This is a genomic window from Enterobacter asburiae, from assembly GCF_008080435.1.
GTDB classification, from domain to species: Bacteria; Pseudomonadota; Gammaproteobacteria; order Enterobacterales; family Enterobacteriaceae; genus Enterobacter; species Enterobacter asburiae_C.
Genome location: NZ_VRKN01000005.1, coordinates 243,712 through 267,800 on the forward strand (window position 1 = coordinate 243,712; position 24,089 = coordinate 267,800).

Here is a 24,089-nt window from a genome sequence, read left to right on the forward strand (position 1 = left end):
CTGAATTAATGTGCTGTTTCACATGGCAAAATAATGGATTTACCGTCGGCATTACTTTGGTTTGGCGGTGATATCTCACAGCTATTTTTGTCCCAGGTCAGACGTAGCTTGCTGTTTTCCTGAAGACCGCTGAGATAGACATACCCGTCTTCAGCCACTAAACCCACGTTTCTTCCGCTGGCGATATCAATGACATTGACGCCTAAAGGAGGAGAGCGGCCATCAGCCAGTCGGATAACGGCCAGGATCTGATACCCTTTCGTTGCATTAAGCCTGGCGTAACCAATGGCCCCTTCCGTAAGAGTGGTATTCACGACGGAATTATTAATGTCGACGCCATCGGGCAATTTATTACTTTCTACGCGCACCGTAGACGTTGTGTAGTCGCTCACCGAATTGGTGACGGCAATTCCCATGGCATTCGTTACCGTCCTGTTATCGCTAAGGGGAACGCCCGCGATGCCCTCGGCATCCACCATCATGCGTGAGTTATTACCGCTGCTGTAATCGTGCAGCGCCATACCGTAGCGTGTGGCCGTGAATGACCCGTTCCAGCCAGCAGTAACGGAGTTATAGGCATTAGGCTGAACGCTACCGTTAATGTTCAGGCGGCCATAAGGCGAGTAGTGCTGATAGTTCCCGCGTACTGCAGGCTCAGCCTTGCGGAAGTCGCTTTCATCACCCGATGCAGAAATATTCCAGGTGTTGTTTCGGTCAGAGGAGTCATAGTAAGACAACGTTTGTGACATGCTATCACTGCCGTTTTTCTGCATGCTGTAGGAGAGGTTGCGGCTTTGTTCCAGTGGAACGGTGAACGAGAGATAGTATTGCGTTTCGTCTTGATCATCCCACTGGGTTTTACCTACCGATAATGAGGCCGAAATGCCTCTGAAATTCCCAATATCAATGTTTCGACTCAGTGAAAAGGTGTAATTGGTGCTGGCACTGTCGTCCCAGTAGGTATTGCGTGTCAGGTTGATATACGCATTCAGCGACAGTGAATCAAGATACTGGTTGAAGGAGAGGACATAGCTCTCTTTCTCGTTACTGGTTGAGTCATCCCCGCTGCGGGCCGTCAGATATTCACTCATGGTGACGTATTCTTTATCTGAGAAACGATACCCCGCGAACGTTAACTGGCTCCCTGTTGATTCAAAACGCTTGGCATAGTTAACACGGTAGCTATAGCCGCTCTGCTTTTCATTTTTGTCTTCATTGTGCAGCGTTGCATCTGCGCGCGTCACGTCAAAGGAAAGCGAACCAAAACTGTTCATGTTAAAGCCCAGACCGGTCGTGGCCGCCTGATAATCATCGGCAGTGAGTAAGGCCCCGCCATACAGGGAGGTATTCCCCGTCCAGCCGAATGAGAACTCACCCGTCCAGAACAGGGGGTTGTTCACATCCGTGTGACCCACAGACGTGGGTTTCCCGGTGGATGTTTTGTAACGTAATTGCCCTTTACGCGTGAGAAAAGGAATCGATGAGGCGCCTACCTGAAAGGTACTTTTACGCCCGTCTTCTTCTTCCACCGTCACATCCAGTTGACCCTGGAAGGTGTCGCCAATATCCGTAATATTGAAAGGCCCTGGCGCGACGGTGGTTTGATAGACCATGCGTCCGTTTTGGGTGACGGTCACTTTTGCGTTGGTTTGCGCAATGCCGGTTATTTGCGGCGCATAACCCTGTAAATCCGGCGGCAACATATTGTCGTCACTTTCCAGAGACGCCCCGGTAAAGTGAAACGTATCAAAAATATCGGAATTCAGATCGTACTGCCCTACGATGAGTTTTGATGAGAGTGAGGGGATCGGCCTGAAAAGATAAGTGCGGTCCAGGCTGCTGTTGCTCCCCATAGACTTACCGTCTTCGTAAGCGTGATCGTACTGATAATCTGAACGTAAACGCCATGCGCCGAGGTTAAAACCCAGTGTGCCGTAAGAGCTGAGATCCTGGCTTTTTTCGCCGCTGTCAGGATCGTACTGGCTGGCGTAGACGTTGTAATCGAAAATGAAACCGGCGACCCCGTTGTCCCAGAATTCGGGAGGTGTCCAGTTTTTTGCCTGGTATTTCATCCACGCCTGCGGGGCGGTAATGGAGACCACCATCTCAGCTCTGTCGAGGTGAATCACCAGTTCAGGTTTGTCGGAGAGCGCAAGACACCCCTGCTTATTAATAGTATGCAGTTGCTGGATAAACTCGTCGGCGAAACCAAACGTCGTTAAGTCCTCTTTCGTCAGGCAAACTTCAGAGCCGCTTTCGTTATCCGCTTTGATCCATTCAAAAGACCAGCTGTCAGGTAATTTTTTTTTATTGATTTCGACGCGCGCGATATATTGTCCTACGGGAATGAAACCCTTCTTCTCAAACTGGGTGAGGTCGATATTGGTTTTATCTTCTGCATCGATCATATCGGTGTTAAATTGAACCGCATGGACCGGGGAGATGACCATCGCGGTGAGCAGAACCGGGTGCAGCGTTTTTTTAATGAAAAGGGATAATTTATTGAAATGAGATCTTTGAATGTTACGCATACAATCCCTTTTTTTAATAAAAATTCAAAAGCCGATGATTCCCTCATCGGCTTGAATCATTCAATTATCACTATCTAATTGATTACTCGTAGCTCAGTACGTAGTTAACATCCGTGGTGACGTTACCGGCGGTTGCTGTCATGGTTGGGGATTCCATGCGTGCTTTGAAATTCAGCACCTGATAAGAATTATCCGCCACCAGATCAACCGGTTGTTTAACACCCATGACCACGTTTTCGCGGCCTTCAGTCAGCAGACGGACACCCACGTTCGTGGCGCCGCCGTAGTTACCTTCCGCGGTGTTTTTCAGCAGGTTAGTGGTTGCATCTGCGTTGGCAGAAGTGAACGTCACGTTGGCTTTTGTGATGGTGTTCGTTCCATCTGTCAGGGTGCAATCCTGCAGGTGAATCTGCACATCAACCGGCAGTGAGTTTTTACCACCATTCAGTGCGGAGTCAGCCACTTCACCGAGATTGACGGTCTGGTTTTCATCGCCCGGTGCGATAGAGCATGGCGCGGTGATAACAATGCCTTCAAACGCAATTTTACCGTGGCCAGCGTCTGCAGCAGAGGCGTTGAACGCGGCGCCAGACATCAGAGCGGTAGTGACAACAGCTAACAGTGTTTTATTCAACATGGAATATAATCCTTTACGATATTAAAAATTTGCTTGCCAGAATCATCACGCAGACTGATAAGTCGCGCGATATGAGAAGATCACTCTTCGTCAATATGTATTGCGGAAAGAACGTTATCATGCAGAACAAACAAAGTTCCTTTTAGTTATACTAAACGGAGTGTTTATTAAAATTGTTGTTATTTATTCAGGTGATGAATTAGGGTGGGGTGATGAAATAATGAACGCGTGAAGTAAGTATTTTCTGAAAGTTGTTTGCTGGAATGTTTTTTCGCTGTTTGCCGTTTAAGGAAGGGTGTTATTATTTTTCTTCAGGAGCAAGTGACGGTAAATATAATTTTACTTATATGTAAGTATATTTTACGCAGTAACAATTAAAATAATCAGTGTTGCATATTATTCGCTTCTCAATAGGCATGATCCTTGACATAAAAACTTACACCTTTGAAGCATCGCCCCAAAGGTGTATATCCTGTCAGCCTATTCCCGCCGTCTGGAGTAACACCAGACTCAACCCCATTACCGACATCCCGCACAGCACGCCGTAGCTTGGGTTATTGTTCGGGTCGATCTCTTTCGCCAGGGGCATGAGTTCATCTACCGATAGCGCAACCATAATTCCGGCAACTGCAGCCATAATCGCGGCCATGACGACAGGGGAAACCAGGCTGCCGAGAATCAACCACGCCAGCACGCCACCGAGGATTTCAGCCATCCCTGAAATGCCTGCCCAGAATATGGCGGTACGTTTTGAGCCCGTTGCCGCGTACACGGGTCCGGCGACGGCCAGTCCTTCTGGAATATTGTGCAAAGCCACTGCCAGAGCGATACCCAACCCCATCTCAAGATTGCTGCTGGCCGTTACATAGGTCGCTACACCCTCAGGGAAGTTATGCAGGCTAATCCCGAGCGTCAGCAAAATCGCGGTACGTTTAATATTGCGCGGCATGGGAGCCACGTTTTTCTGCATCAGATCCTGCGGATGGGCGTGAGGCAGCAGGCGGTCAAGCGCAAAGTAGCCCAGCAGGCCGAAGATGAACATGCCATAACCCAGCATCGGCGACATGCCCTCGGTACCCAGTGCGGCGGGGAGCATCTCCATTAATGAGATGAGCAGCATAATCCCGGCGGCAAAGCCCAGTGAGAAGGCCAGCACGCGGTTAGACGGCTTTTGGCCAAGCACGCCGAGGATCGCACCGATAAAGGTCGCGGCGCCCGCCAGTATGGTCAGGATCAAGGGGACTGACATGCATTGCTCCTTATGATAATGATTCTCATTAATATAAATGATTCATTTCTGGCAAAGGGAGGGGGGAATCCCGGCTTTACACATTCCTTACATTCAAATTTCCTGATGATGATCTTCACGCTTATCTGCGTTCATCTTTGCCAGATTACGCGTAATGTAGCACCATTAAATTGACACCTTCTGTAAGGATATCACCATGACTTCTTCCCGTATGCCAGCCCTGTTTTTAGGCCACGGTAGCCCTATGAACGTTCTGGAAGACAACGTCTATACACGTTCCTGGCGTCATCTGGGTGAGACGTTGCCGCGTCCGAAAGCGATCGTGGTGGTGTCTGCGCACTGGTTTACCCGTGGGACGGGCGTGACCGCCATGGAAGCGCCAAAAACCATTCATGATTTTGGCGGCTTCCCGCAGGCGCTGTACGACATGCATTATCCGGCCCCCGGTTCGCCTGAACTGGCACAAAAGCTGGTAGATTTGCTGGCACCTGTACCGGTTGCGCTGGATAAAGAAGCCTGGGGTTTTGACCATGGCTCCTGGGGCGTGCTGATCAAAATGTATCCTGATGCGGATATCCCGATGGTGCAGTTGAGCATCGACAGCACCAAACCGGCCGCCTGGCATCTGGAGATGGGCCGTAAGCTGGCAACCCTGCGTGATGAAGGCATCATGCTGGTGGCGAGTGGCAACGTGGTGCACAACCTGCGTACGGCGCGCTGGCACGGTGAGAACACGCCATATCCGTGGGCGACCTCTTTTAACGACTATGTCAAAGCGAACCTGACCTGGCAAGGCCCGGTTGAGGAGCATCCATTAGTGAACTATCTGGATCACGAAGGCGGTTCGCTCTCTAATCCAACGCCGGAACACTTCCTGCCGCTGCTGTACGTTCTTGGCGCGTGGGATGGTCAGGAGCCGGTTACGATCCCGGTCGACGGTATTGAGATGGGTAGTCTGAGTATGCTGTCGGTGCAGATTGGGTAAAAACATGCCGGGTGGCGGCTTCGCCTTACCCGGCCTACATGTCGAGCGTAGGCCCGGTAAGCGTAGCGCCACCGGGCAAATCTTATTCGACAAAAATATGCGGATAGAACCGTGACAGATCCTGGGTGATCAGCGCGCGATCTTCGCGAATACCAATCCCGGCAGGCCGATCGTTGATGAGCCAGCTGCCAATCAGCGTATAGCTGTCGCCAAATTTCGGCAGTTGATAGAATTCCTGGACGATCATCCCTTCTTCGCCGTACGGCCCTTCAACCGCTTCCAGCGTCTTACCGTTTTCGATAATCGAGACGTTTGCGCCTTCGCGGGAGAAGATCGGCTTAACGACGTATTTCTCCATTTGCGGATGATCATCTTCCGCAAAATACGCGGGCAGCAGGTTCGGATGGTTCGGGAACATCTCCCAGAGCATCGGCAGTAGGGCTTTGTTAGAGATAATGCTCTTCCATGCCGGTTCCAGCCAGCGCACGCCAGCATCTTCCAGCTTGGTGGAGAACATCTCGCGCAGCATATATTCCCACGGGTAGAGCTTGAACAGGTTGCTGATCACCTGGTCCTGCATATCCGTAAACTGACCTTTTTCACCCAGACCGATATCCTCGATGTAGAGGAACTCGGTCGCCACTTCCGCTTCGGCGGCGCAGTCCTGCAGATACTGAACCGTGCCCCGGTCTTCTTCTGTGTCACGGCAGCAGGCGAGATGCAGCAGGTTGAAGCCATGCTGTTCGCGCAGCTCGGCAAAACGCTCAATCAGCTTTTCCTGCAGGCTGTTGAACTGGTCGCTGCCTTCCGGCAGGTTTCCGGCATTGACCTGGTCTTCCAGCCAAATCCACTGGAAGAACGCTGCTTCATACAGAGAGGTTGGTGTATCGGCGTTGTTTTCCAGAAGCTTCGGTTCACCTTTGCCATCCCATGCCAGATCCAGGCGAGAGTAAAGCGAGGGTTGATGCGTTTTCCACGACTGACGCACAAAGCCCCAGGTGTGCTTCGGAATGCGGAACCTGGCCATCAACTCGTCGCTGTCGATGACCTTTTCCACAACCTTAAGGCACATCTGGTGCAGCTCGGCCGTCACCTCTTCCAGTTTTTCAACCTCGGCCAGTGTGAGCGTGTAATAGGCGTCTTCACACCAGTACGGCTCGCCGTACATGGTGTGGAAGTTAAAACCATACTCGGTGGCTTTCTCGCGCCAGTCCGGGCGCTCGGTGATACTGACTCGTTCCATGATCAGCCGCCCATTGAGCGAGTAGAGGAGGTGCCTGTCGCACTGCGCTGCATGCTGGTCTGCTTCGCCACCGATTCACCAAACCCGCCGCGGGTGATGGTGCTGGTCGTTGCGGGCTTCGGCGCCATCGCCGTTTTCGGTACGGTCACGGTGCGGCCTGGGGTCGCTGCGCCGTAACCTTTGCCGCTGGCATCGGTATATTGACCGTAGGCCGGGCTGGCCGGGTTTTTCGAGCTAAACAGCGGTTGCTGCTGGTAGCCCGCACCGCCGCCCATCAGACGGCCCATCATATAGCCTGCCATTAATGGCATCCAAAAACTGCCGCTGGACTGCGCCTGCGCCTGATTTTCAGGTGCGGTGCCTGCCTGAGCCGGTGCCTGCTGGCACTGACCTTCACCAAACTCCGCCACGCAGTCTTCGCGTGAGGCATATTTCGGTGCAGTACGTTCCGCTTCTTTCAGCGCGCTCGTGTAGGCAGTCTTACATTCTGCCGCTTTGCCGGTTGCGGCAGAGCAGTCGTCCGCGTTTTGATACAGCGAAACCGTTTCGTCGTTTTTCTCACAGCCTGCCAGCATAAAGACAGCCGTGACCGCCAGTGCAACAGGGGTGAGGTGACGCGCGTTCCAGCTCTTGCGGAACGAAGCGTGATTTATAGATTTTGTCCGTTTCATCTTTGTCTTCCAGGACCCAGGGGGAATAACGCTCAGGATAGAGGATGAGTGGTTGAAAATGAAGCGAAGAGGGGCGGAATCAAGGGGATCTTTACGTTGGCTTACGTTTGAATGTGATAGGAGTTCCCTCTCCCGGAGGAGAGGGAAGGTAATACTTAATGGCGGAACGGATTGTTACCGGTGCTGGCAGGCGCGCTGGTACGTGCTGCCGCTGGCTGTGCAGCAGGGGTGTTGCTGTTAGCGTTGAAGTTATCAACCGCGGCAACCTGCTGTGGGTTCTCCGGCGCGACGTTGTCTGGAGACGTCGAAACGGGTTTGCCCAGCGTGCTGTTCAGCATCTGCAGATCCTGCTCGTTAAGCGTACCCAGAGCCTGCTTGATATTCAGCTGGTTAATCAGGTACTGGTAACGCGCGCTGGAAAGCTGCTGTTTCGCGTTGTACAGCGTGGTAGTCGCGTCCAGAACGTCAACGATGGTACGAGTACCGACGGAGTAGCCCGCTTCGTTCGCATCCAGAGAGCTCTGGGCAGAGACAACGGCCTGTTTATACGCGTTGATGCTGCTGATCGAGGCGTTCACGTTGTTGAAGGAGGAACGCACGGTCTGCACCACGTTGCGGTGGGCGCTTTCCAGCTGCTCGCTCGCGCCAACAAAGTTGTACTGCGCCTGTTTCACCTGGGAGTTAACCTGACCGCCCTGGTACAGCGGCAGGGAGAAGCTCAGACCCACTTTGTTCTGACCCAGGTTGCTGTCGTCATACTGAGACGTATTGGTTTTAGACCCACTGTAGGTGGTATCCGATACGCCAGTAGAAGCACTCAGGCTCAGGGTTGGCAGGTGGCCATCCTGCGCCTGGCGGATCTGCTCACGCGCCAGGTCCTGGCTCAGACGTGCCTGCAGCAATGCCAGGTTGCGGTTTTCTGCTTCTTTCAGCAGGGCGTTAACGGCCTGCGGTTTGTCGGTTTTGAAGCTGTCCACGTTCAGCGACGCCAGCTCAGGGTAGTAATTCCCGGTGACCTGACGCAGGGATTCCAGTGCGTTATCCAGGTTGTTACGCGCGGTGACTTCGTTAGCCAGCACGGTGTCGTACTGTGAACGGGCGTTCTGCACGTCAGTGATCGCGACCAGACCCACGTTGAAACGCTGGGTGGTTTGATCTAACTGACGGTAAACTGCCTGTTTCTGCGCTTCGGTATAGGAGAGTGCGTCAATCGCGCTCAACACGTTGAAGTAAGCCGTGGCAGTGTTCAGGATCAGCGTCTGCTGGTCGGTCTGATAGGTCACATCCTGGATACCCGCGCTCTTTTCCTGCAGGGTCAGGGCGCGCCATTTGGACATATCAAACAGCGTCTGTGTCAATTGCAGTGAGGCGCTGGTAGCATTGGAGTTAACGCCGTTAGCGTCGCGGAAACCGTTGCTGTAGGTGTAATCTGCACCTAAACCTAACTGTGGCAGCAAGGGGCTACGCGCTTCGTTAATCTTTTCAAACGCAGCATCACGATCGGCCGCTGATTTACGTAAATCAGGGTTGCCCAGACGTGCCTGCTGGTAGACCTGTAACAGGTTTTCCGCCTGGCTCATTGCACTGAAGCCCGTCAGGCTCAGGCCGATAAGGATGGGGAGCAATTTCTTCATTTGCATTCCTTGTTGTGAAGCAGTATTAGCGCTGATCTAATTAAAAAATAATTGCCGATTCTAACAGAATCTTCCATACCAAAAGGTTGGCGTTACGTGCCATCTGGCGGTAATTTGCACCAATCTATCATATAGCCTTACAAACGGCAGCCAAACAGCCTTGAAATTCACAATTTCATCACCATTGCTACCAGGACTCGACTTATGCAAAAACCAGAAAAGTTGCCCGTGACATTCGCCAAAAACGATGTAGAAATTATTGCACGAGAAACGCTTTATAGCGGTTTTTTTTCAATGGATCTTTACCGTTTCAGGCATCGCCTGTTTAACGGGGAAATGAGCGGCGAAATCAGACGCGAAATTTTTGAGCGCGGGCATGCGGCAGTCTTGCTACCCTTTGACCCAGTGCGTGACGAAGTTGTGCTGGTGGAGCAGATCCGCATCGCCGCTTATGACGTCAGTGAAAGCCCGTGGTTGCTGGAGATGGTAGCCGGGATGATCGAAGAGGGTGAGTCGGTTGAAGACGTCGCCCGGCGCGAGGCGCTGGAAGAGGCGGGGCTGGTGGTGGGCCGCACAAAACCGGTGCTGAGCTATCTGGCAAGCCCGGGGGGCACCAGCGAGCGCTTGTCCATTATGGTGGGCGAAGTGGACGCCACGACGGCGGAAGGGATCCACGGTCTGGCAGATGAAAACGAAGATATTCGGGTTCATGTGGTGAGTCGGGAGCAGGCTTATCAGTGGGTAGAAGAGGGTTTAATCGACAACGCAGCGTCTGTCATCGCCCTGCAATGGCTGCAACTGCATTATCAGACATTACGAAACGAGTGGAAAAAATGAAGCGCTATACACCTGACTTCCCAGAAATGATGCGCCTGTGCGAAACCAATTTCGCACAATTGCGCCGTCTGCTGCCGCGAAACGACGCACCGGGCGAAACGGTAAGCTATCAGGTGAGCAACGCGCAGTATCGGTTAACGATAACAGAATCAACGCGCTACACTACGCTGGTGGAGATTGAGCAAACGGCACCCAGCATTAGCTACTGGAGCCTGCCGTCGATGACGGTGCGCCTCTATCACGACGCGATGGTCGCTGAAGTGTGTTCAAGCCAGCAGATCTTTCGCTTCAAGGCGCGGTATGATTACCCGAATAAAAAGTTGCATCAACGCGACGAAAAGCATCAAATTAACCAGTTTTTAGCCGACTGGCTAAGATATTGTTTAGCACATGGAGCAATGGCGATTCCGGTTTGTTAGCGTCATAAACCTACCTAAGGACACCATTTGGAAAGCCTGTTGAACCTGACTGTTGCTGGTGGGGCGCCAGTCAGGATATTACAAATCACCGATACCCACCTTTTTGCCGAAAAGCATGAAACGCTACTGGGGGTCAACACCTGGGAGAGTTATCAGGCGGTACTTAGCGCCATTCACGCTGAACATCGCGCATGCGATCTGATTGTCGCAACGGGCGATCTGGCGCAGGATCAGTCCTCCGCGGCCTACCAGCATTTTGCTGAAGGCATCGCGAGCTTTAGCGTGCCTTGCGTCTGGCTGCCAGGAAACCATGACTTCCAGCCTGCCATGTACAGTTCTCTTCAGGATGCGGGGATTTCTCCGGCGAAATGTGTTTTTGCGGGCGAACAGTGGCAGATCCTGCTGCTGGACAGCCAGGTATTTGGTGTCCCGCACGGTGAGTTAAGCGAGTTTCAACTCGACTGGCTTGAGACCAAACTGACTGCTGAACCTGAACGCCACACGCTGCTGTTGCTTCATCATCATCCTCTGCCGGCGGGCTGCAGCTGGCTCGATCAGCACAGCCTGCGTAACTCCGCGGCGCTGGATCGCGTGCTGGCGAAGTTCCCGCGGGTGAAAAATCTGCTGTGTGGACATATTCACCAGGAACAGGATCTCGACTGGAACGGACGCCGCATGCTGGCGACGCCGTCGACCTGCGTTCAGTTTAAGCCACACTGTGCCAACTTTACGCTGGATACCATCGCGCCAGGCTGGCGCTGGCTGGAACTGCATGCCGACGGCACGCTGACCACGGAAGTCTGCCGTTTGACCGGCGCGCAATTCCGCCCGGACACCGCTTCAGAAGGCTATTGATGTCTACGCTCCTTTATCTGCACGGATTCAACAGCTCGCCGCGCTCCGCAAAAGCGACACAGTTTCGCCAGTGGCTGCGCGAGCATCACCCCGACGTTGAGATGATTATCCCGCAGCTGCCGCCGTACCCGGCAGAGGCCGCGGAGATGCTGGAATCTATTGTGCTTGCGCACGGCGGCGAAACCTTCGGTGTGGTCGGTTCATCGCTGGGCGGGTATTACGCCACCTGGCTCTCACAATGCTTCATGCTGCCCGCCGTTGTGGTTAATCCGGCGGTTCGGCCATTTGAGCTGCTGAGGGACTTTCTTGGTGAAAACGAGAACCCCTACACCGGCCAGCAATATGTGCTAGAGTCACGCCATATTTACGATCTCAAAGTTATGCAGGTCGACCCGCTTGAGGCGCCGGATCTCATCTGGCTGCTGCAACAGACGGGTGATGAAGTGCTGGATTACCGCCAGGCAGTGGCGTATTACGCTTCCTGCCGCCAGACTATAGAAGAGGGCGGAAACCATGCTTTCACGGGCTTTGAGAATCATTTCACCCAGATTGTCGATTTTCTTGGACTGCACAGCCACTGACAATCAATGCGAATTGCTAGTTTAAATCATGACGCAAACCTATAACGCTGATGCCATTGAGGTCCTCACCGGGCTTGAGCCGGTTCGCCGCCGCCCGGGGATGTACACCGATACGACGCGCCCAAACCATCTGGGCCAGGAAGTTATTGATAACAGTGTGGACGAAGCGCTGGCGGGGCATGCCAAACGCGTTGACGTTATCCTGCATGCCGATCAGTCGCTGGAAGTCATCGACGACGGGCGCGGCATGCCGGTGGATATCCACCCGGAAGAGGGCGTGCCTGCCGTTGAGCTGATCCTCTGTCGTCTGCACGCGGGCGGTAAGTTCTCCAACAAGAACTACCAGTTCTCCGGTGGTCTGCACGGCGTGGGCATTTCCGTGGTAAACGCCCTGTCCAAACGCGTGGAAGTGAACGTCCGTCGCGACGGTCAGGTCTATAACATCGCGTTTGAAAATGGCGATAAGGTGCAGGATCTGCAGGTTGTCGGCACGTGCGGCAAACGCAACACCGGCACCAGCGTCCACTTCTGGCCTGACGAAAGCTTCTTCGACAGCCCGCGCTTTTCCGTTTCTCGCCTGACGCACCTGCTGAAAGCCAAAGCGGTGCTGTGCCCGGGCGTGGAAATCACGTTTACAGACCACGTTAACAACACCGAGCAGAGCTGGCGCTATGAGGATGGTCTGAACGACTATCTGTGCGAAGCGGTAAACGGCCTGCCGACGCTGCCGGAAAAACCGTTCGTCGGTAATTTCACCGGCGACACCGAAGCGGTGGACTGGGCGCTGCTGTGGCTGCCGGAAGGCGGCGAGCTGCTGACCGAAAGCTACGTCAACCTGATCCCAACCATGCTCGGCGGTACCCACGTCAACGGCCTGCGTCAGGGGCTGCTGGACGCGATGCGTGAGTTCTGCGAATACCGCAATATTCTGCCGCGCGGCGTGAAGCTCTCGGCGGAAGATATCTGGGATCGCTGCGCCTACGTTCTCTCCGTGAAGATGCAGGATCCGCAGTTTGCCGGGCAGACCAAAGAGCGCCTGTCTTCACGTCAGTGCGCAGCGTTCGTCTCCGGCGTGGTGAAAGATGCGTTTACCCTGTGGCTGAACCAGAACGTTCAGGCGGCAGAAATGCTGGCTGAAATGGCGATTTCCAGCGCCCAGCGTCGTCTGCGCGCCGCGAAGAAAGTGGTGCGTAAAAAGCTGACCAGCGGCCCTGCGCTGCCGGGCAAACTGGCAGACTGTACCGCGCAGGATCTCAACCGTACCGAGCTGTTCCTCGTGGAAGGGGACTCGGCGGGTGGATCGGCCAAGCAGGCGCGCGATCGTGAATATCAGGCGATCATGCCGCTCAAGGGTAAGATCCTGAATACCTGGGAGGTCTCTTCTGATGAAGTGCTGGCCTCGCAGGAAGTCCACGATATCTCGGTAGCGATCGGCATCGATCCGGACAGCGACGATCTGAGCCAGCTGCGCTACGGCAAGGTCTGTATCCTCGCGGATGCGGACTCCGATGGTCTGCACATCGCCACGCTGCTGTGCGCGCTGTTTGTGAAGCACTTCAAAACGCTGGTGAAAAACGGCCACGTCCATGTGGCGCTGCCGCCGCTGTACCGTATCGACCTCGGTAAAGAGGTTTACTACGCGCTGACGGAAGAAGAGAAAGCGGGTGTGCTGGAGCAGCTGAAGCGTAAGAAGGGCAAGCCGAACGTGCAGCGCTTTAAAGGGCTGGGCGAGATGAACCCGATGCAGTTGCGGGAAACGACGCTCGATCCGAACACCCGCCGTCTGGTGCAGCTGACAATCAGCGACGAAGACGAACAGCAAACCAACGCCATGATGGATATGCTCCTTGCCAAGAAACGTTCGGAAGACCGACGTAACTGGCTGCAGGAGAAAGGCGATATGGCGGATATTGAGGCCTGATGTCCCCTCACCCTAACCCTCTCCCACAGGGAGAGGGAATGGATCGTAGGCCCGGTAAGCGTTAGCGCCACCGGGCTTTTTTACGTCAAAACTCCATCTTCACCGTAAACTGCACTTCGCGCGGATCGCCAATCTGGTTCCCCAGGTTGTTGGTCGCAATGGACGATGTGTAGTAGGTCTTATCAAACAGGTTCTTCACGTTCACCTGCAGCGTCACCGGATACTGTAGCTTCATCTTATACGCCGCAAACGCATCCGCCACGAAATAGCCCGGCAGATAATAATCCGCACCGTTGGTTGCGGAACGACGGCTTACGCCGTGCCCGCCGCCGCCCAGCGTCAGGGTATTCCCGGCAAACGCATTGTGAATATCGTAGGTCAGGAACAGGGAGCCGGTATGGCGCGGCACGTTCGGCAGAGGTTTGCCCGCATAGTCCGGGTCTTCCAGCACCTTCGCGTCGGTATAGCCGTAGCTGGCGATAATGTTGGTGTTCTCGGTCAACGATCCGGCAAGATCCACTTCCACGCCCTGAGAGCGCACGCGGCCCGCGGTCTTGGCGACGGTTTCATCACCAATGCTTTCGGTGTACAGCACGTTGCGCTTGTGGATATCAAACAGCGCAATATTAGCGGTAATACCGTCGAACAGGTCAAATTTAGCGCCGATTTCATATGCGTTCGACGTTTCCGGCGGCAGGTCGCCGATGTAGCTCGCAATGGACGACTGCGGCATAAACGTCTGGGAATAGTTGGCAAACAGCGAGACCGCCGGGGTGAGCTTATATACAAGACCCAGCTTCGGCGTCCACTGGTCGTCGCGGCTGTCGGTGTTCACATTAAACGGACGGCCTTTCCCCGCGTACTGGGTGTAATACTGATAGCGCAGCCCGGCGACGGCGATCCATTTATCGCTCAGGTACAGCGCGTCCTGGGCGTAGGCGGAGTAGCTCTCCTGCTTGATGGTCTGATCGCTGTCGGATGCCGAGACGGTGGTGCATTTGCCGAGGTTGCCGTAGCTCGGGTTGTAAATATTGAAATCCTTAACGTTCTTACAGCGGATCATATCCGTACGCAGCAGATCGTAATTCTCATACGACACGCCGGTGAGGATCTCATTGTAAAAGCCCGCGATGTCCACGTTCCCCTGCAGATCCGCTCGCGTCGTGTGCATACGCTGGGTCGAGCCCTGGGTCGCATCCACGCGGCGGGTCAGGTTGCCGGTTTTTGAATCGTAGGCCATCACGCGGGCCTGGTTATCGCTGTATTTATCCTGGCTGTAGCTATAGTCGAACTTCGCGGTCCACTGGCTGTTGAGGCGATACTCCGCGTTGAGCTGAGCGAGATCGGACTGGCCGTCGGTCACGTTAAACGGCTCATCGAAGCGGGTTTTGCGATCGACGTCGACGGCTTTCTTGGTGTTGAGATCGAAGATCGTTCCGCGATCGAACGGCGTTTTATAGTCGCGATGCGAATAGAGCACGGTCACGGTGGCATCATCGCCAAACCAGGTGAGCGACGGGGCGATAAAGGTGCTGCGTTCGTTGCCAAAATTACGCCAGTAATCCTCGTCCTGATATTCGCCCGTCAGGCGATACGCCAGGCGCGTGCCGTCAATCGGGCCGGTAACATCGACCTGTCCGGTGCCGCCGCCAAAGCTGGATGAGGTGGCAGAAATTGAACCGCCGAAGGTCTTCTCCGGGCGTTTGGTGACGACGTTAATCAGTCCGCCCGGATCGAGAATGCCATAGAGTGTCGAGGCCGGGCCTTTCAGCACCTCCACGCGCTCGGTTGCGGCATTAAAGCTGCGCGGCAGTACGGTGCGCAGGCCGTTGGTCATGATCGAACCGTCGCGGTTCGCGCCAAACCCGCGGCGCACGAAGGCATCCTGCGTGCCGCCCAGAGTGTTGGTCTGCACCACGTTGCTGACGTTATAGAGTGCTTCATCCAGCGTGGTGGCGTGCTGATCCTCAAGCACTTTATCGCTGACGGTATTGACCACCTGCGGGATATCCAGCATCGGCATGTTGGTTAACGTCGCGGTGGAGGTATTCAACGGCTGATAGCCATTCGTGGCCTCCGCCGTCGTATTTGGATCGGCGGTGACGGTAAGCGTTTCGCCGTCTTTAGCCGCGTTGGTATCAGCTGCCTGCACCAGCGGCGCCATAAACAGCAGTGAAAAGAGCGCGCGCCCTTTTATCCCAGAGAGTGAAGGTGTGAACGTAGCCATTACATCTGTTATCCCGAAATATCCCGCGAATGACGTTTCGCGGAAAAATGTGTGAGTCATTGCCCTTTACGGTCTGTCCTTTAGCCACAGTGGGCATTGGACATGTAATTGAGAATCATTCAATCATGAGAGAATGTAGTAGTAAATGGAAAAAAGAAAAAATCGACTACAGCATTTAACCGTGCGTATAAGCGCAGCGGGATAATAATTAACTTGTTGAAATTGCTGTTTTTGTAAACCTTGTTGTGTTCGTTTTTCCTCAGGCTTACCCCTGGTTTCTTCAGGGTGTTTCTTCTCTTGACTACTACATGGCGCAGCGTCAAACTCTCAAAAGAGAATGAGTTTTATTTTTATTTGTTGGTTTTTCATTACGTTGGCGTTCACGTGGCTCACAACACAAAACAACCGGGACTGGTTCTTGAGAACCTCTCTGCGGGCTATCAGAAAAAAATCATCGTTGATGATATCTCCCTTACCATCCCTCAGCAGAAAATGACGGTGCTGGTAGGGGCGAACGGCTGTGGAAAATCCACGCTGTTGAGCACAATCGCGCGGCTGCTGCAGCCGCTTGGGGGCGCGGCAGTTCTCGACGGCAAGGCGATCCACGAGCAGCCGACCAAAGCGGTCGCCCGTCAGCTTGGCATTCTCCCGCAGTCTCCGCTGCTGCCGGAAGGGTTAACCGTTTTTGAACTGGTCTCGCGCGGGCGTTTTCCCTGGCAAAATTTTATGCGTCAGTGGAGCGACGAGGACGAGCTGGCGGTGGAAGAGGCCCTGCGCCTGACCGGCACGGCAGAGTTTGCCCATATGCCGGTGGAAAGTTTATCCGGCGGCCAGCGTCAGCGCTGCTGGATCGCCATGGCGCTGGCGCAGCAAACGCCGTATATCCTGCTTGACGAGCCCACGACGTTTCTCGATCTCCGCTATCAGGTGGAGATCCTGGAACTGCTGCACACCCTGACCCGCCAGCACGGGCGTACCGTCGTGGTGGTGCTGCACGACCTCAACTTTGCGGTGAACTACGGCGATTCGCTGGTCTTTTTACGCCAGGGAAAAGTTGAAGGCGTATTGCACGAAGGCGATACCTGCACGCCGGAGCTGATCAAAGCGGTGTTTGATGTGGACGTGCATATGTCCATTAACCCGTTGACCGGCAAGCCGTTCTTCATGCCGTTTCGCCAGGGCACTGTTCAGCCATGATGCGCTCCTCTCTGGCCTTCCCGATCTTCGCACTGCTGCTGGCACTGGGCGCGATTATGCATCTGGGCATCGGCGCACGCTTTATCGCTCCGCAGACGGTGGTGGACGCATTCTTCCATTTCGACCCGCGTAATTTCGACCATAGCGTCATTATCAAATTACGACTGCTGCGTCTCTGCGCCGCGATGGTGACGGGCGCCGCCCTCGGCGTGGCGGGCGTACTGCTGCAGTCCGTGATCCGCAACCCGCTCGGCGAACCGCATATTCTGGGGCTCAACGCTGGCGCGGCCCTGGCAGTGGTGATCACCAGCGCGCTTGGGCTGTCGCTGCCGTTTGGTCGCCCGCTCGTTGCCGCCGCCGGTGCCGCCGCGCTGTTTTTGCTGGTGCTGATGTTCTCCTCGTCCGGTCGCACCGGACTTACGCCGATGAAAATCACGCTGTGCGGCGTGGCGATGTCGGCATTTGCCTCATCGATTACCGCCGCGGTGTTAATCCTTGATGAACAGACGCTGCTCGCCATGCGCACCTGGCTGGCAGGAGACCTGGCCGGGGTCAACGTGCAGACGCTCCAGAGCGCCCTGTGGGCTGCAGCAGCCGGTTTTGTTCTCGCCATCGTGCTGTCGCCCTCGCTCAACATGCTGGCGCTGGGAGACCGGATGGCACAGGGGCTCGGCGTGTCGCTGCTGAAAACCCGCCTGCTCGCCCTGCTGGCCATCGCGCTGCTCTGCGGTGCAGCCGTCTCTATCGCCGGGCCGATTGGCTTTATCGGTCTGGTCGTGCCGCAGCTCATTCGTCGTCTGGTGTCGGTCGATTTACGCGTGATGGTGCCACTGTCTGCCCTGTGCGGCGCGCTGGTGTTGCTGCTGGCGGATATCGCCGCCCGCACGCTGTTTACGCCCTGGGAGCTGGCAACCGGCATTATGACGGCCCTGGTGGGGGCACCCGTGTTCATCTTTATGGCGTCGAGGATGTTCAAATGAACCGGGCCGGACTCCGCGCGATCCGTATTGGCCGTTTATCGGCGCTGGTTCGCCCGAGGGCGCTGGCGTGCCTGACGCTTTTAGCGCTGGTGGCGTTAAGCCTGCTGGGCTTTGGCCTGACGCACGGTTCTCTGCCCATTCCCACCTCCACCATCGGGCGCGCGCTGTTTTCTCCTGAGGGTCTGACGGCGGAGACGCGCTACATCGTGATGGATATCCGCCTGTCGCGCCTGCTGATGGCGGTGCTGTGCGGCGCGATGCTCGGCATGGCGGGGGCGGCAATGCAGTCCATCACCCGCAATGGTCTGGCTGACCCGGGGCTTATCGGCGTGAAGGAGGGCTGTAGCGCGGCGGTACTGCTGCTGATTTTTCAGTTCCCGGCACTGGGGCTGGCCTGGCGTCCGCTGGTCGGCATGGCCGGTGGGCTGCTTACCGCGCTGCTGGTAATAGCCCTGGCGCGCGATATCTCGCGCCCGCGATTCATCCTGATCGGCATTGGCGTGTCATGGGCCTTTGCCGCGGCAATGGGCGTCTTTATCACCACCGCCGACGTGCGTGACGTGCAGACGGCGATGCTGTGGCTGGCGGGAAGCCTGCATGCGGCAAACTGGACGCTGGTAGGGTTGGCCGCGCTCTGGGCTGCCCCCGCGTTTGCGCTGTTGCTGTTTACCGCGCGGGCAGCGGACGTGGCGTTGCTCGGCAGTCAGGCCGCAACGGGCCTTGGCGTGCGCACCACCCGTCTGGCGCTGCTGCGGGTTCTCGCCCCGGTGGTGCTGACGGCGGCCTGCGTCTCCTGCGTGGGCAGTATTGGTTTCGTGGGGCTGATTGCCCCGCATATGGCGCGCCTGATGCTGCGCGGTGGGCAAACCGCGCTCCTGACGGGAAGCGCCGTGCTGGGTGCGCTGCTGGTGCTGCTGGCGGATAACGTCGGACGTCTGGCATTCCTCCCGCTGCAGTTGCCGGCGGGAATTGTGATTTCATTGATTGGCGGACCGTTTTTCCTGCTGCTGCTCTGGCAGCGTCGGGACAGATTTTAGGGGAGTATGATGCGCGTAGTGTTTTCGATGCTGTTGCTGGTGGGGTTCGCGGTGAGTGCGGCGGAGCCGACGCAGACGTTTACTGACGATCTGAACCGAAAAGTGGTGGTGCCGGTTCATCCGAAACGGATTGTCTCCTTACACGATCTGGATATTACTATTCCGCTGATTGAGCTTGGCGTGCCGCCGGTGGCGAGCCATGGCCGCACGCGGCCGGACGGCAGCCACTTTCTGCGCTCAAGCGGCATGTTGACCGGCGTCGACTTCGACAATTCCGACATTAAATTTATCGGTACGGCCGATATCGACATTGAAGCTATCGCCGCCGCAAAGCCTGACCTGATCATTACCGAGCCAACCCGCAACACCCCGGTGGAACAGCTGGCGAAAATTGCCCCGACGGTGAGTATCGATCATCTCGACGGCGGCGCGCCGGAGATCTACCGCAAGCTGGCTCAGCTGACAGGAACGCAGGCACGGCTCAAGGTTCTGGAGCGCCGCTATCAGGAGCAAATCAAGGCGCTGAAGGCGACTATTGATACCCGCAAGGTGACCGTGTCCGTGATTCAGGCGAATCAGGGAAAGATTAACGCCATGCACAGTTACCACTCGCTGGGCCGCGTGCTGCGCGACGCGGGATTCAAATTCCCACCGCTGATTGAGAGCATCCCGGACGGAGGGCGCATCGACGTCAGCGCCGAGCGCCTGCCGGAGCTGGATGCCGATTTCGTCTTCGCCACCTGGCGCGGGGATACGGGCGGTAAACCGCAGGACGAGCTGGCGGCGATGGATGCGGTCATGCCGGGCTGGTGTCAGTTCCTGAATGCCTGCCGAACCGGGCACTACGTGCTGATCTCGCGTGAAGAGGCCATCTCGAATTCGTTCGCCTCGTTAGGGCTGATGGCCGCGCAGGTGCAGTCGCAGATTGCCGGGCGTCCGTTGCCGGAGGCGTCACGGTGATCCGCAAAGAGAAAGGGTGCGTGGATGTCTATGGCGACCGCTTTCGCGCGCGCGCGCATCAGCTGACGCCGCGTCTGCTGCAGGTTGCACGCTATATCCATGACAACCGCGAAGCGGTGATGGAACAGACCGCAATGGAGATTGCTGCAGGGTTGAAAACCTCGGATGCCACGGTAGTCCGCGCCATTCAGGCGCTGGGTTTCGCCGGGCTGCGCGATCTCAAGCAAACGCTGGAGCAGTGGTTTGGTCCGGTGGTCACCTCCAGCGAAAAGATGTCCACCACGGTGAATACGCTCGCCAGCGACGTCAACGCGAGCATTGATTTCGTGCTGGAGGGGCATCAACACACCTGCGAGGTGTTATCCGAGCCCCACAACCGCTACGCGATGGCGCAGGCGGTCTCTCTGCTGGCGCAGGCGAGGCAGGTCGCCATATTTGGTATTGGCGCCTCCGGCATTCTGGCCGAGTACACCGCCAGGCTGTTCAGTCGTATGGGGTTACCCGCTACGCCGCTTAACCGTACCGGCATAGGGCTTGCCGAGCAGCTGATTGCGCTTCAGCGCGGCGACGTGCTGGTGATGATGGCGCAGAAATCCGCGCACCGGGAGGGGCAAACCACGCTGCGTGAAGCAAAACGTCTGGGCATTCCAACCATCCTGCTGACCAACGCCCTTGACTCACGTTTCAGCAAGGAGGCCGGCGTGGTGATCCACGTTCCGCGTGGCGGCGAAAAAGGCAAAATCCCGCTCCACGGCACGGTGCTGCTGTGTCTGGAGATGATCATTTTATCCGTGGCTTCCACCGAGCCGCAGCGCACCATCAAGTCGATGAAGCGCATCAACGAGTTACATCGTGGGTTAAAACCGGGGAAGAAAAGCAGCTAAAACAAAGCCCGGTGGCGCTAGCGCTTACCGGGCCTACGGTTCAGGTTTTGTAGGCCGGGTAAACGCAGTGCCACCCGGCAAATTCCACGAACTTAAACCCCTTGCTCCAGAATACGGATGTGGGTTTCCAGCACGTCACCCTTCACCGCGTCGCTCCACGCTTTCATGTGCGGGGTTTGCAGGTGCGCTTCAAGATGCGCGACGGTTTCCCACTGCTCAACCATGATGATCGAGTCTGGCGCGGTCGCCTGGAAGCTGGCGTCAGTAGCGGCATCCACCATCGGCGCGTAGCCGTGGCAGCCTTCTTCTTTCAGTACGGTCGGGATAATTTTCGCGAACTGATCCAGCACCGCCTGACGGTGATGTTGACCTGGACGAGTACGGATTTCTGCGATAACGGTAAGCATGTTTACTACTCCTTTAATTCCAGGCTACCAGTTAAGCAAAAATTTTCGCGAGATGCTTGCGATATTCTGCGATATAGCTCGGGACGTCAGGCATTTTAATCACGTCGTTGACGATAAACGTCGGCAGCGGATCCATTCCCAGGAACTGGTTAGCCTTGTGGAACGGCAGGTACGCGCCGTCAACGCCTACGCCTTCGAAGAACTGATCTTTCCCGGTGAAGGCTTCCAGCGGGGCGTTCCAGGTCAGGGAGAGCATATATTTTTTGCCCTGAATCAGACCGCCTGAACCGTATTTTTTGGAAGCGTCAGAGCGAGTGCGGCCATCGCTGGCATACAGTGAGCCGTGACCTTCGGTGAACACGTCGTCCATGTATTTTTTCACGGTCCACGGCGCGCCCATCCACCAGCCTGGCATCTGCCAGATCACCACGTCAGCCCACAGGAAGTTCTGCACTTCGGCTTTCACGTCGTAGTTGCTGTCTGCACGCACGACCTTAACATCATGCCCGGCGTCGCGCAGGAAACCGTCCGCGACCTCGGTCAGGGTGTCATTCAGCTGGCCTTTAGAGTGCGCAAATTCTTTTGCACCGTTGATAATCAGAATGTTGCTCATGAGTTGTCCTCGATGATGAGAGTATGGCGAGTATTCTACGCGCGAGGACGGTGCGGCAAAATGAGCAAAATGTGCAAAGTCTTTTGCGTTAAATGCAATAATCCCTTACCAGCTGACCTTCACTTCAAAACCGCCTTCAGGGGCATTGCTCAGCGAAACGCGCATCCCGTGCAGGGCGGCGATGCGTTTTACGATGGATAACCCAAGCCCGCTGCCCGTGGCATCCTGACCCGGCGGACGATAAAAGCGCTCGCCGATGCGCGCCAGCGCGTCCGGTGAAATGCCGGGACCGTTGTCGCGCACGGTAAAGCTACGCGCGTCCAGCGTCACGTCCACCACGCTGCCGCGCGGACTGTAGCGAATCGCGTTATCCAGCAGGTTGCGCACCAGCAGGCTCAGGAGCAGCTGCTGGCCCGTGCGGGTAACCTCTGGCGCAATGACGTTCAGACGCATATCAATGCCCGCCTGCTGCGCCGGGTGATAAATATCCATCACCGCAGACTGCAGCAAATCGGCCATCGCAATAGGCTCTACACCGTCCAGGTTATCCAGTGAATCCAGACGCGACAGCGTGAGGAGTTGATCCACCAGCCGGGAGGCGCGATCGATACCCGCATGAAGCTGCGACAGGGCTTTCGACTGCGCCTCGGGATCGTCCAGAGAGAGCTGCGCCACGTCGGTTTGTACTTTCAGGGCGGCCAGCGGGCTGCGCAGTTCGTGGGCGGCATCGGACGTAAAGCGGCGCTCGCGGCTCATCATCTCCTGAGTGCGGGTAAACAGGTGGTTCAGCGCGTCGAGCAGGGGGCGCACTTCAGTTGGAACACCCGACGTCGGCAGTTTATCGGTGGCATCCGGTGAGCGTGAAAGCAGCGTCTGCGCCAGCTTTTTCAGAGGCTTCAGTTCGCGACTTAACAGAACGATAAGCAGCAGCAACATGACGGGCAACGCCACCAGCCACGGTGTGAGCTGCGAGCTGACCACGTCCAGCGCCATATCCTGCCGATACTCCCACTCCTGTCCGACCACTACGCGATACTTCCCGTCGGGTGAGGTCAGCCATAAAAATCGCCACTCATCGTTGTCGCCCTGTAACTGCCCGTTATCGAACCCGTCGCGGCGATAGTGGTACGGAATATCGCGGCCGTTCTCACCGTCGTTGAGGAGCATTTTGCCGTCGACGGCGTAGATGGCGAAAGCCAGCGCGTCGTCATCGAGACGGCCATGCTTCACTTTTTTCGGGATCTCACGCATCCGTTCGGGGGCGCGGATCTCGTCCAGATCCATCGTCAGCAGACGTTTAGCAAACAGCATCTGCTGGGTATCGAACAGCTTGTCGAGCTTATGGGTCGTCTGCTGCCAGGCGACAAGACTGGCGGCAAACCAGGCAACCAGAGAGAGCAGCAGGAAGAGAAGCGTCAGGCGCAGCTTCAGGCTCAGGCGTTGCGTCAGTTTCATGCGTCACCCAGGGTGTAGCCGATGCCGTGCACGGTGCGGATAAACTCGCTGCCAAGCTTGCGGCGCAGATGATGGACGTGAACCTCGATGGCGTTGCTGGAGACGTCGTCGTCCCAGGTATAAAGTTTTTCCTCGATAAGCTTTCGCGGCAGCACCCGGCCCGCGTTACGCATTAACAGCTCAAGCAGCGCGAACTCTTTCGGCTTGAGCGTCAGCGGCTCACCGTCCAGCGTGGCGACGAGACGGCTCGGATCGAGCGTGACCTTCCCGTGACGCAGTTCGCTACGCGCCTGACCGTGGCTGCGACGGACCAGCGCTTCGAGGCGGGCGCCCACTTCAATCAGCGCGAACGGCTTACAGAGATAATCATCCGCGCCAAGACGCAGTCCTTCGACGCGCTGGTTAAGCGCATCCCGCGCCGTCAGAATTAATACCGGCTCGCTGCGCCCGCTTTCGCGCCACGCGCGCAGGATGTCCAGACCGTCAATTTCCGGCAGCGTCAGATCCAGCACCACGGCATCATAAGGTGCAGAAGAGAGCGCGGTCTGACCGGTTTTTCCGTCGGTAAACCAGTCCACGCTAAAGCCCATTTTGCTTAACCCCGCCTTGATACCGTCGCCGATTAACCTGTCGTCTTCTACCAGTAAAATGCGCATGTTCCCTCCTTGATGCCGTCAGTAAACCCTCTGCAAGCGCCTGCTGTACAGCAATAATAAATAAATTTTTCCCTTAAGAAGTTGTTAAGGATTACCCTGTTAAATGGACC

General features: G+C 56.1%; 22 protein-coding genes. 11 read left to right on the forward strand and 11 right to left on the reverse strand.

Annotated features, from left to right (window positions below):
• Nucleotides 1-5 precede the first annotated feature (5 nt).
• The 3 genes from FU672_RS12250 to zupT form a co-directional block, all read right to left on the reverse strand.
• Complete coding sequence (locus FU672_RS12250) at nucleotides 6-2,531, reverse strand: fimbria/pilus outer membrane usher protein (protein ID WP_148243428.1); 2,526 nt, start codon at nucleotides 2,529-2,531, stop codon at nucleotides 6-8.
• An 82-nt stretch (nucleotides 2,532-2,613) separates the two neighbouring features.
• Nucleotides 2,614-3,168, reverse strand: coding sequence for a fimbrial-like protein (locus FU672_RS12255; protein ID WP_148243429.1), 555 nt, complete (start codon nucleotides 3,166-3,168; stop codon nucleotides 2,614-2,616).
• A gap of 475 nt (nucleotides 3,169-3,643) precedes the next feature.
• A complete protein-coding gene (zupT, locus tag FU672_RS12260; RefSeq protein WP_148243430.1) occupies nucleotides 3,644-4,417 on the reverse strand; it encodes a zinc transporter ZupT in 774 nt (257 codons plus the stop codon).
• A gap of 196 nt (nucleotides 4,418-4,613) precedes the next feature.
• Here zupT and ygiD point away from each other — a divergent pair, with 196 nt between their 5' ends.
• Complete coding sequence (ygiD, locus tag FU672_RS12265) at nucleotides 4,614-5,402, forward strand: 4,5-DOPA-extradiol-dioxygenase (protein ID WP_148243431.1); 789 nt, start codon at nucleotides 4,614-4,616, stop codon at nucleotides 5,400-5,402.
• A gap of 82 nt (nucleotides 5,403-5,484) precedes the next feature.
• On the opposite strand, the gene FU672_RS12270 is transcribed toward ygiD, so the two are convergent.
• The 3 genes from FU672_RS12270 to tolC form a co-directional block, all read right to left on the reverse strand.
• A complete protein-coding gene (locus FU672_RS12270; protein WP_148243432.1) occupies nucleotides 5,485-6,645 on the reverse strand; it encodes a glutathionylspermidine synthase family protein in 1,161 nt (386 codons plus the stop codon).
• Nucleotides 6,646-6,647: 2 nt separating this feature from the next.
• Nucleotides 6,648-7,316, reverse strand: coding sequence for a DUF1190 family protein (locus FU672_RS12275; RefSeq protein ID WP_023309204.1), 669 nt, complete (start codon nucleotides 7,314-7,316; stop codon nucleotides 6,648-6,650).
• 155 nt (nucleotides 7,317-7,471) lie between these two features.
• On the reverse strand, nucleotides 7,472-8,950 hold the full coding sequence (gene tolC / locus FU672_RS12280) for an outer membrane channel protein TolC (RefSeq protein ID WP_148243433.1): 1,479 nt from the start codon (nucleotides 8,948-8,950) through the stop codon (nucleotides 7,472-7,474).
• A 204-nt stretch (nucleotides 8,951-9,154) separates the two neighbouring features.
• On the opposite strand from tolC, the gene nudF reads away from it, so the two are divergent.
• From nudF to parE, 5 genes are read left to right on the forward strand one after another with little or no spacing between them, the layout of a single operon-like run.
• The gene (gene nudF / locus FU672_RS12285; RefSeq protein WP_148243434.1) at nucleotides 9,155-9,787 is read left to right on the forward strand and encodes an ADP-ribose diphosphatase; all 633 of its coding nucleotides are present in this window, start codon (nucleotides 9,155-9,157) and stop codon (nucleotides 9,785-9,787) included.
• A complete protein-coding gene (locus FU672_RS12290; RefSeq protein ID WP_003862516.1) occupies nucleotides 9,784-10,206 on the forward strand; it encodes a DUF1249 family protein in 423 nt (140 codons plus the stop codon). The genes nudF and FU672_RS12290 overlap by 4 nt, the downstream gene beginning before the upstream one ends.
• 27 nt (nucleotides 10,207-10,233) lie before the next feature.
• Complete coding sequence (gene cpdA / locus FU672_RS12295) at nucleotides 10,234-11,061, forward strand: 3',5'-cyclic-AMP phosphodiesterase (RefSeq protein WP_148243435.1); 828 nt, start codon at nucleotides 10,234-10,236, stop codon at nucleotides 11,059-11,061.
• On the forward strand, nucleotides 11,061-11,642 hold the full coding sequence (yqiA, locus tag FU672_RS12300; protein WP_148243436.1) for an esterase YqiA: 582 nt from the start codon (nucleotides 11,061-11,063) through the stop codon (nucleotides 11,640-11,642). The genes cpdA and yqiA overlap by 1 nt, the downstream gene beginning before the upstream one ends.
• A gap of 28 nt (nucleotides 11,643-11,670) precedes the next feature.
• Nucleotides 11,671-13,563, forward strand: coding sequence for a DNA topoisomerase IV subunit B (gene parE / locus FU672_RS12305; protein WP_148243437.1), 1,893 nt, complete (start codon nucleotides 11,671-11,673; stop codon nucleotides 13,561-13,563).
• An 85-nt stretch (nucleotides 13,564-13,648) separates the two neighbouring features.
• On the opposite strand, the gene FU672_RS12310 is transcribed toward parE, so the two are convergent.
• Nucleotides 13,649-15,790: a TonB-dependent siderophore receptor gene (locus tag FU672_RS12310; protein WP_148243438.1), complete on the reverse strand. Its 2,142-nt coding sequence runs from the start codon at nucleotides 15,788-15,790 to the stop codon at nucleotides 13,649-13,651.
• A gap of 384 nt (nucleotides 15,791-16,174) precedes the next feature.
• Here FU672_RS12310 and FU672_RS12315 point away from each other — a divergent pair, with 384 nt between their 5' ends.
• Genes FU672_RS12315 through FU672_RS12335 form a run of 5 tightly spaced genes read left to right on the forward strand, consistent with a single transcriptional unit; the run spans nucleotide 16,175 to nucleotide 20,848 of the window.
• The gene (locus FU672_RS12315) at nucleotides 16,175-16,987 is read left to right on the forward strand and encodes an ABC transporter ATP-binding protein (RefSeq protein ID WP_148243439.1); all 813 of its coding nucleotides are present in this window, start codon (nucleotides 16,175-16,177) and stop codon (nucleotides 16,985-16,987) included.
• Complete coding sequence (locus FU672_RS12320) at nucleotides 16,984-17,967, forward strand: FecCD family ABC transporter permease (protein ID WP_148243440.1); 984 nt, start codon at nucleotides 16,984-16,986, stop codon at nucleotides 17,965-17,967. Before FU672_RS12315 ends, FU672_RS12320 begins: the two co-directional genes overlap by 4 nt.
• Nucleotides 17,964-19,004 carry a FecCD family ABC transporter permease gene (locus tag FU672_RS12325; RefSeq protein WP_148243441.1) on the forward strand — a complete coding sequence of 347 codons (1,041 nt, stop codon included), beginning with the start codon at nucleotides 17,964-17,966 and terminating at the stop codon, nucleotides 19,002-19,004. The genes FU672_RS12320 and FU672_RS12325 overlap by 4 nt, the downstream gene beginning before the upstream one ends.
• 9 nt (nucleotides 19,005-19,013) lie before the next feature.
• Nucleotides 19,014-19,964 carry an iron-siderophore ABC transporter substrate-binding protein gene (locus FU672_RS12330; RefSeq protein ID WP_148243552.1) on the forward strand — a complete coding sequence of 317 codons (951 nt, stop codon included), beginning with the start codon at nucleotides 19,014-19,016 and terminating at the stop codon, nucleotides 19,962-19,964.
• Nucleotides 19,961-20,848, forward strand: a complete 888-nt coding sequence (locus FU672_RS12335; protein ID WP_148243442.1) for a MurR/RpiR family transcriptional regulator — start codon at nucleotides 19,961-19,963, stop codon at nucleotides 20,846-20,848. The genes FU672_RS12330 and FU672_RS12335 overlap by 4 nt, the downstream gene beginning before the upstream one ends.
• Before the next feature lie 92 nt (nucleotides 20,849-20,940).
• Here the strand turns inward: FU672_RS12335 and FU672_RS12340 are convergent, their stop codons facing one another.
• The 4 genes from FU672_RS12340 to qseB form a co-directional block, all read right to left on the reverse strand.
• Nucleotides 20,941-21,255 carry a putative quinol monooxygenase gene (locus tag FU672_RS12340; RefSeq protein WP_032640570.1) on the reverse strand — a complete coding sequence of 105 codons (315 nt, stop codon included), beginning with the start codon at nucleotides 21,253-21,255 and terminating at the stop codon, nucleotides 20,941-20,943.
• Between the two features lie 31 nt (nucleotides 21,256-21,286).
• A complete protein-coding gene (locus tag FU672_RS12345; RefSeq protein ID WP_148243443.1) occupies nucleotides 21,287-21,868 on the reverse strand; it encodes an NAD(P)H-dependent oxidoreductase in 582 nt (193 codons plus the stop codon).
• 105 nt (nucleotides 21,869-21,973) lie between these two features.
• Nucleotides 21,974-23,323 (reverse strand): quorum sensing histidine kinase QseC, encoded by a 1,350-nt coding sequence (qseC, locus tag FU672_RS12350; protein WP_148243444.1) that lies wholly within the window; start codon nucleotides 23,321-23,323, stop codon nucleotides 21,974-21,976.
• A complete protein-coding gene (qseB, locus tag FU672_RS12355) occupies nucleotides 23,320-23,979 on the reverse strand; it encodes a quorum sensing response regulator transcription factor QseB (RefSeq protein WP_148243445.1) in 660 nt (219 codons plus the stop codon). The genes qseC and qseB overlap by 4 nt, the downstream gene beginning before the upstream one ends.
• Nucleotides 23,980-24,089 lie beyond the last annotated feature (110 nt).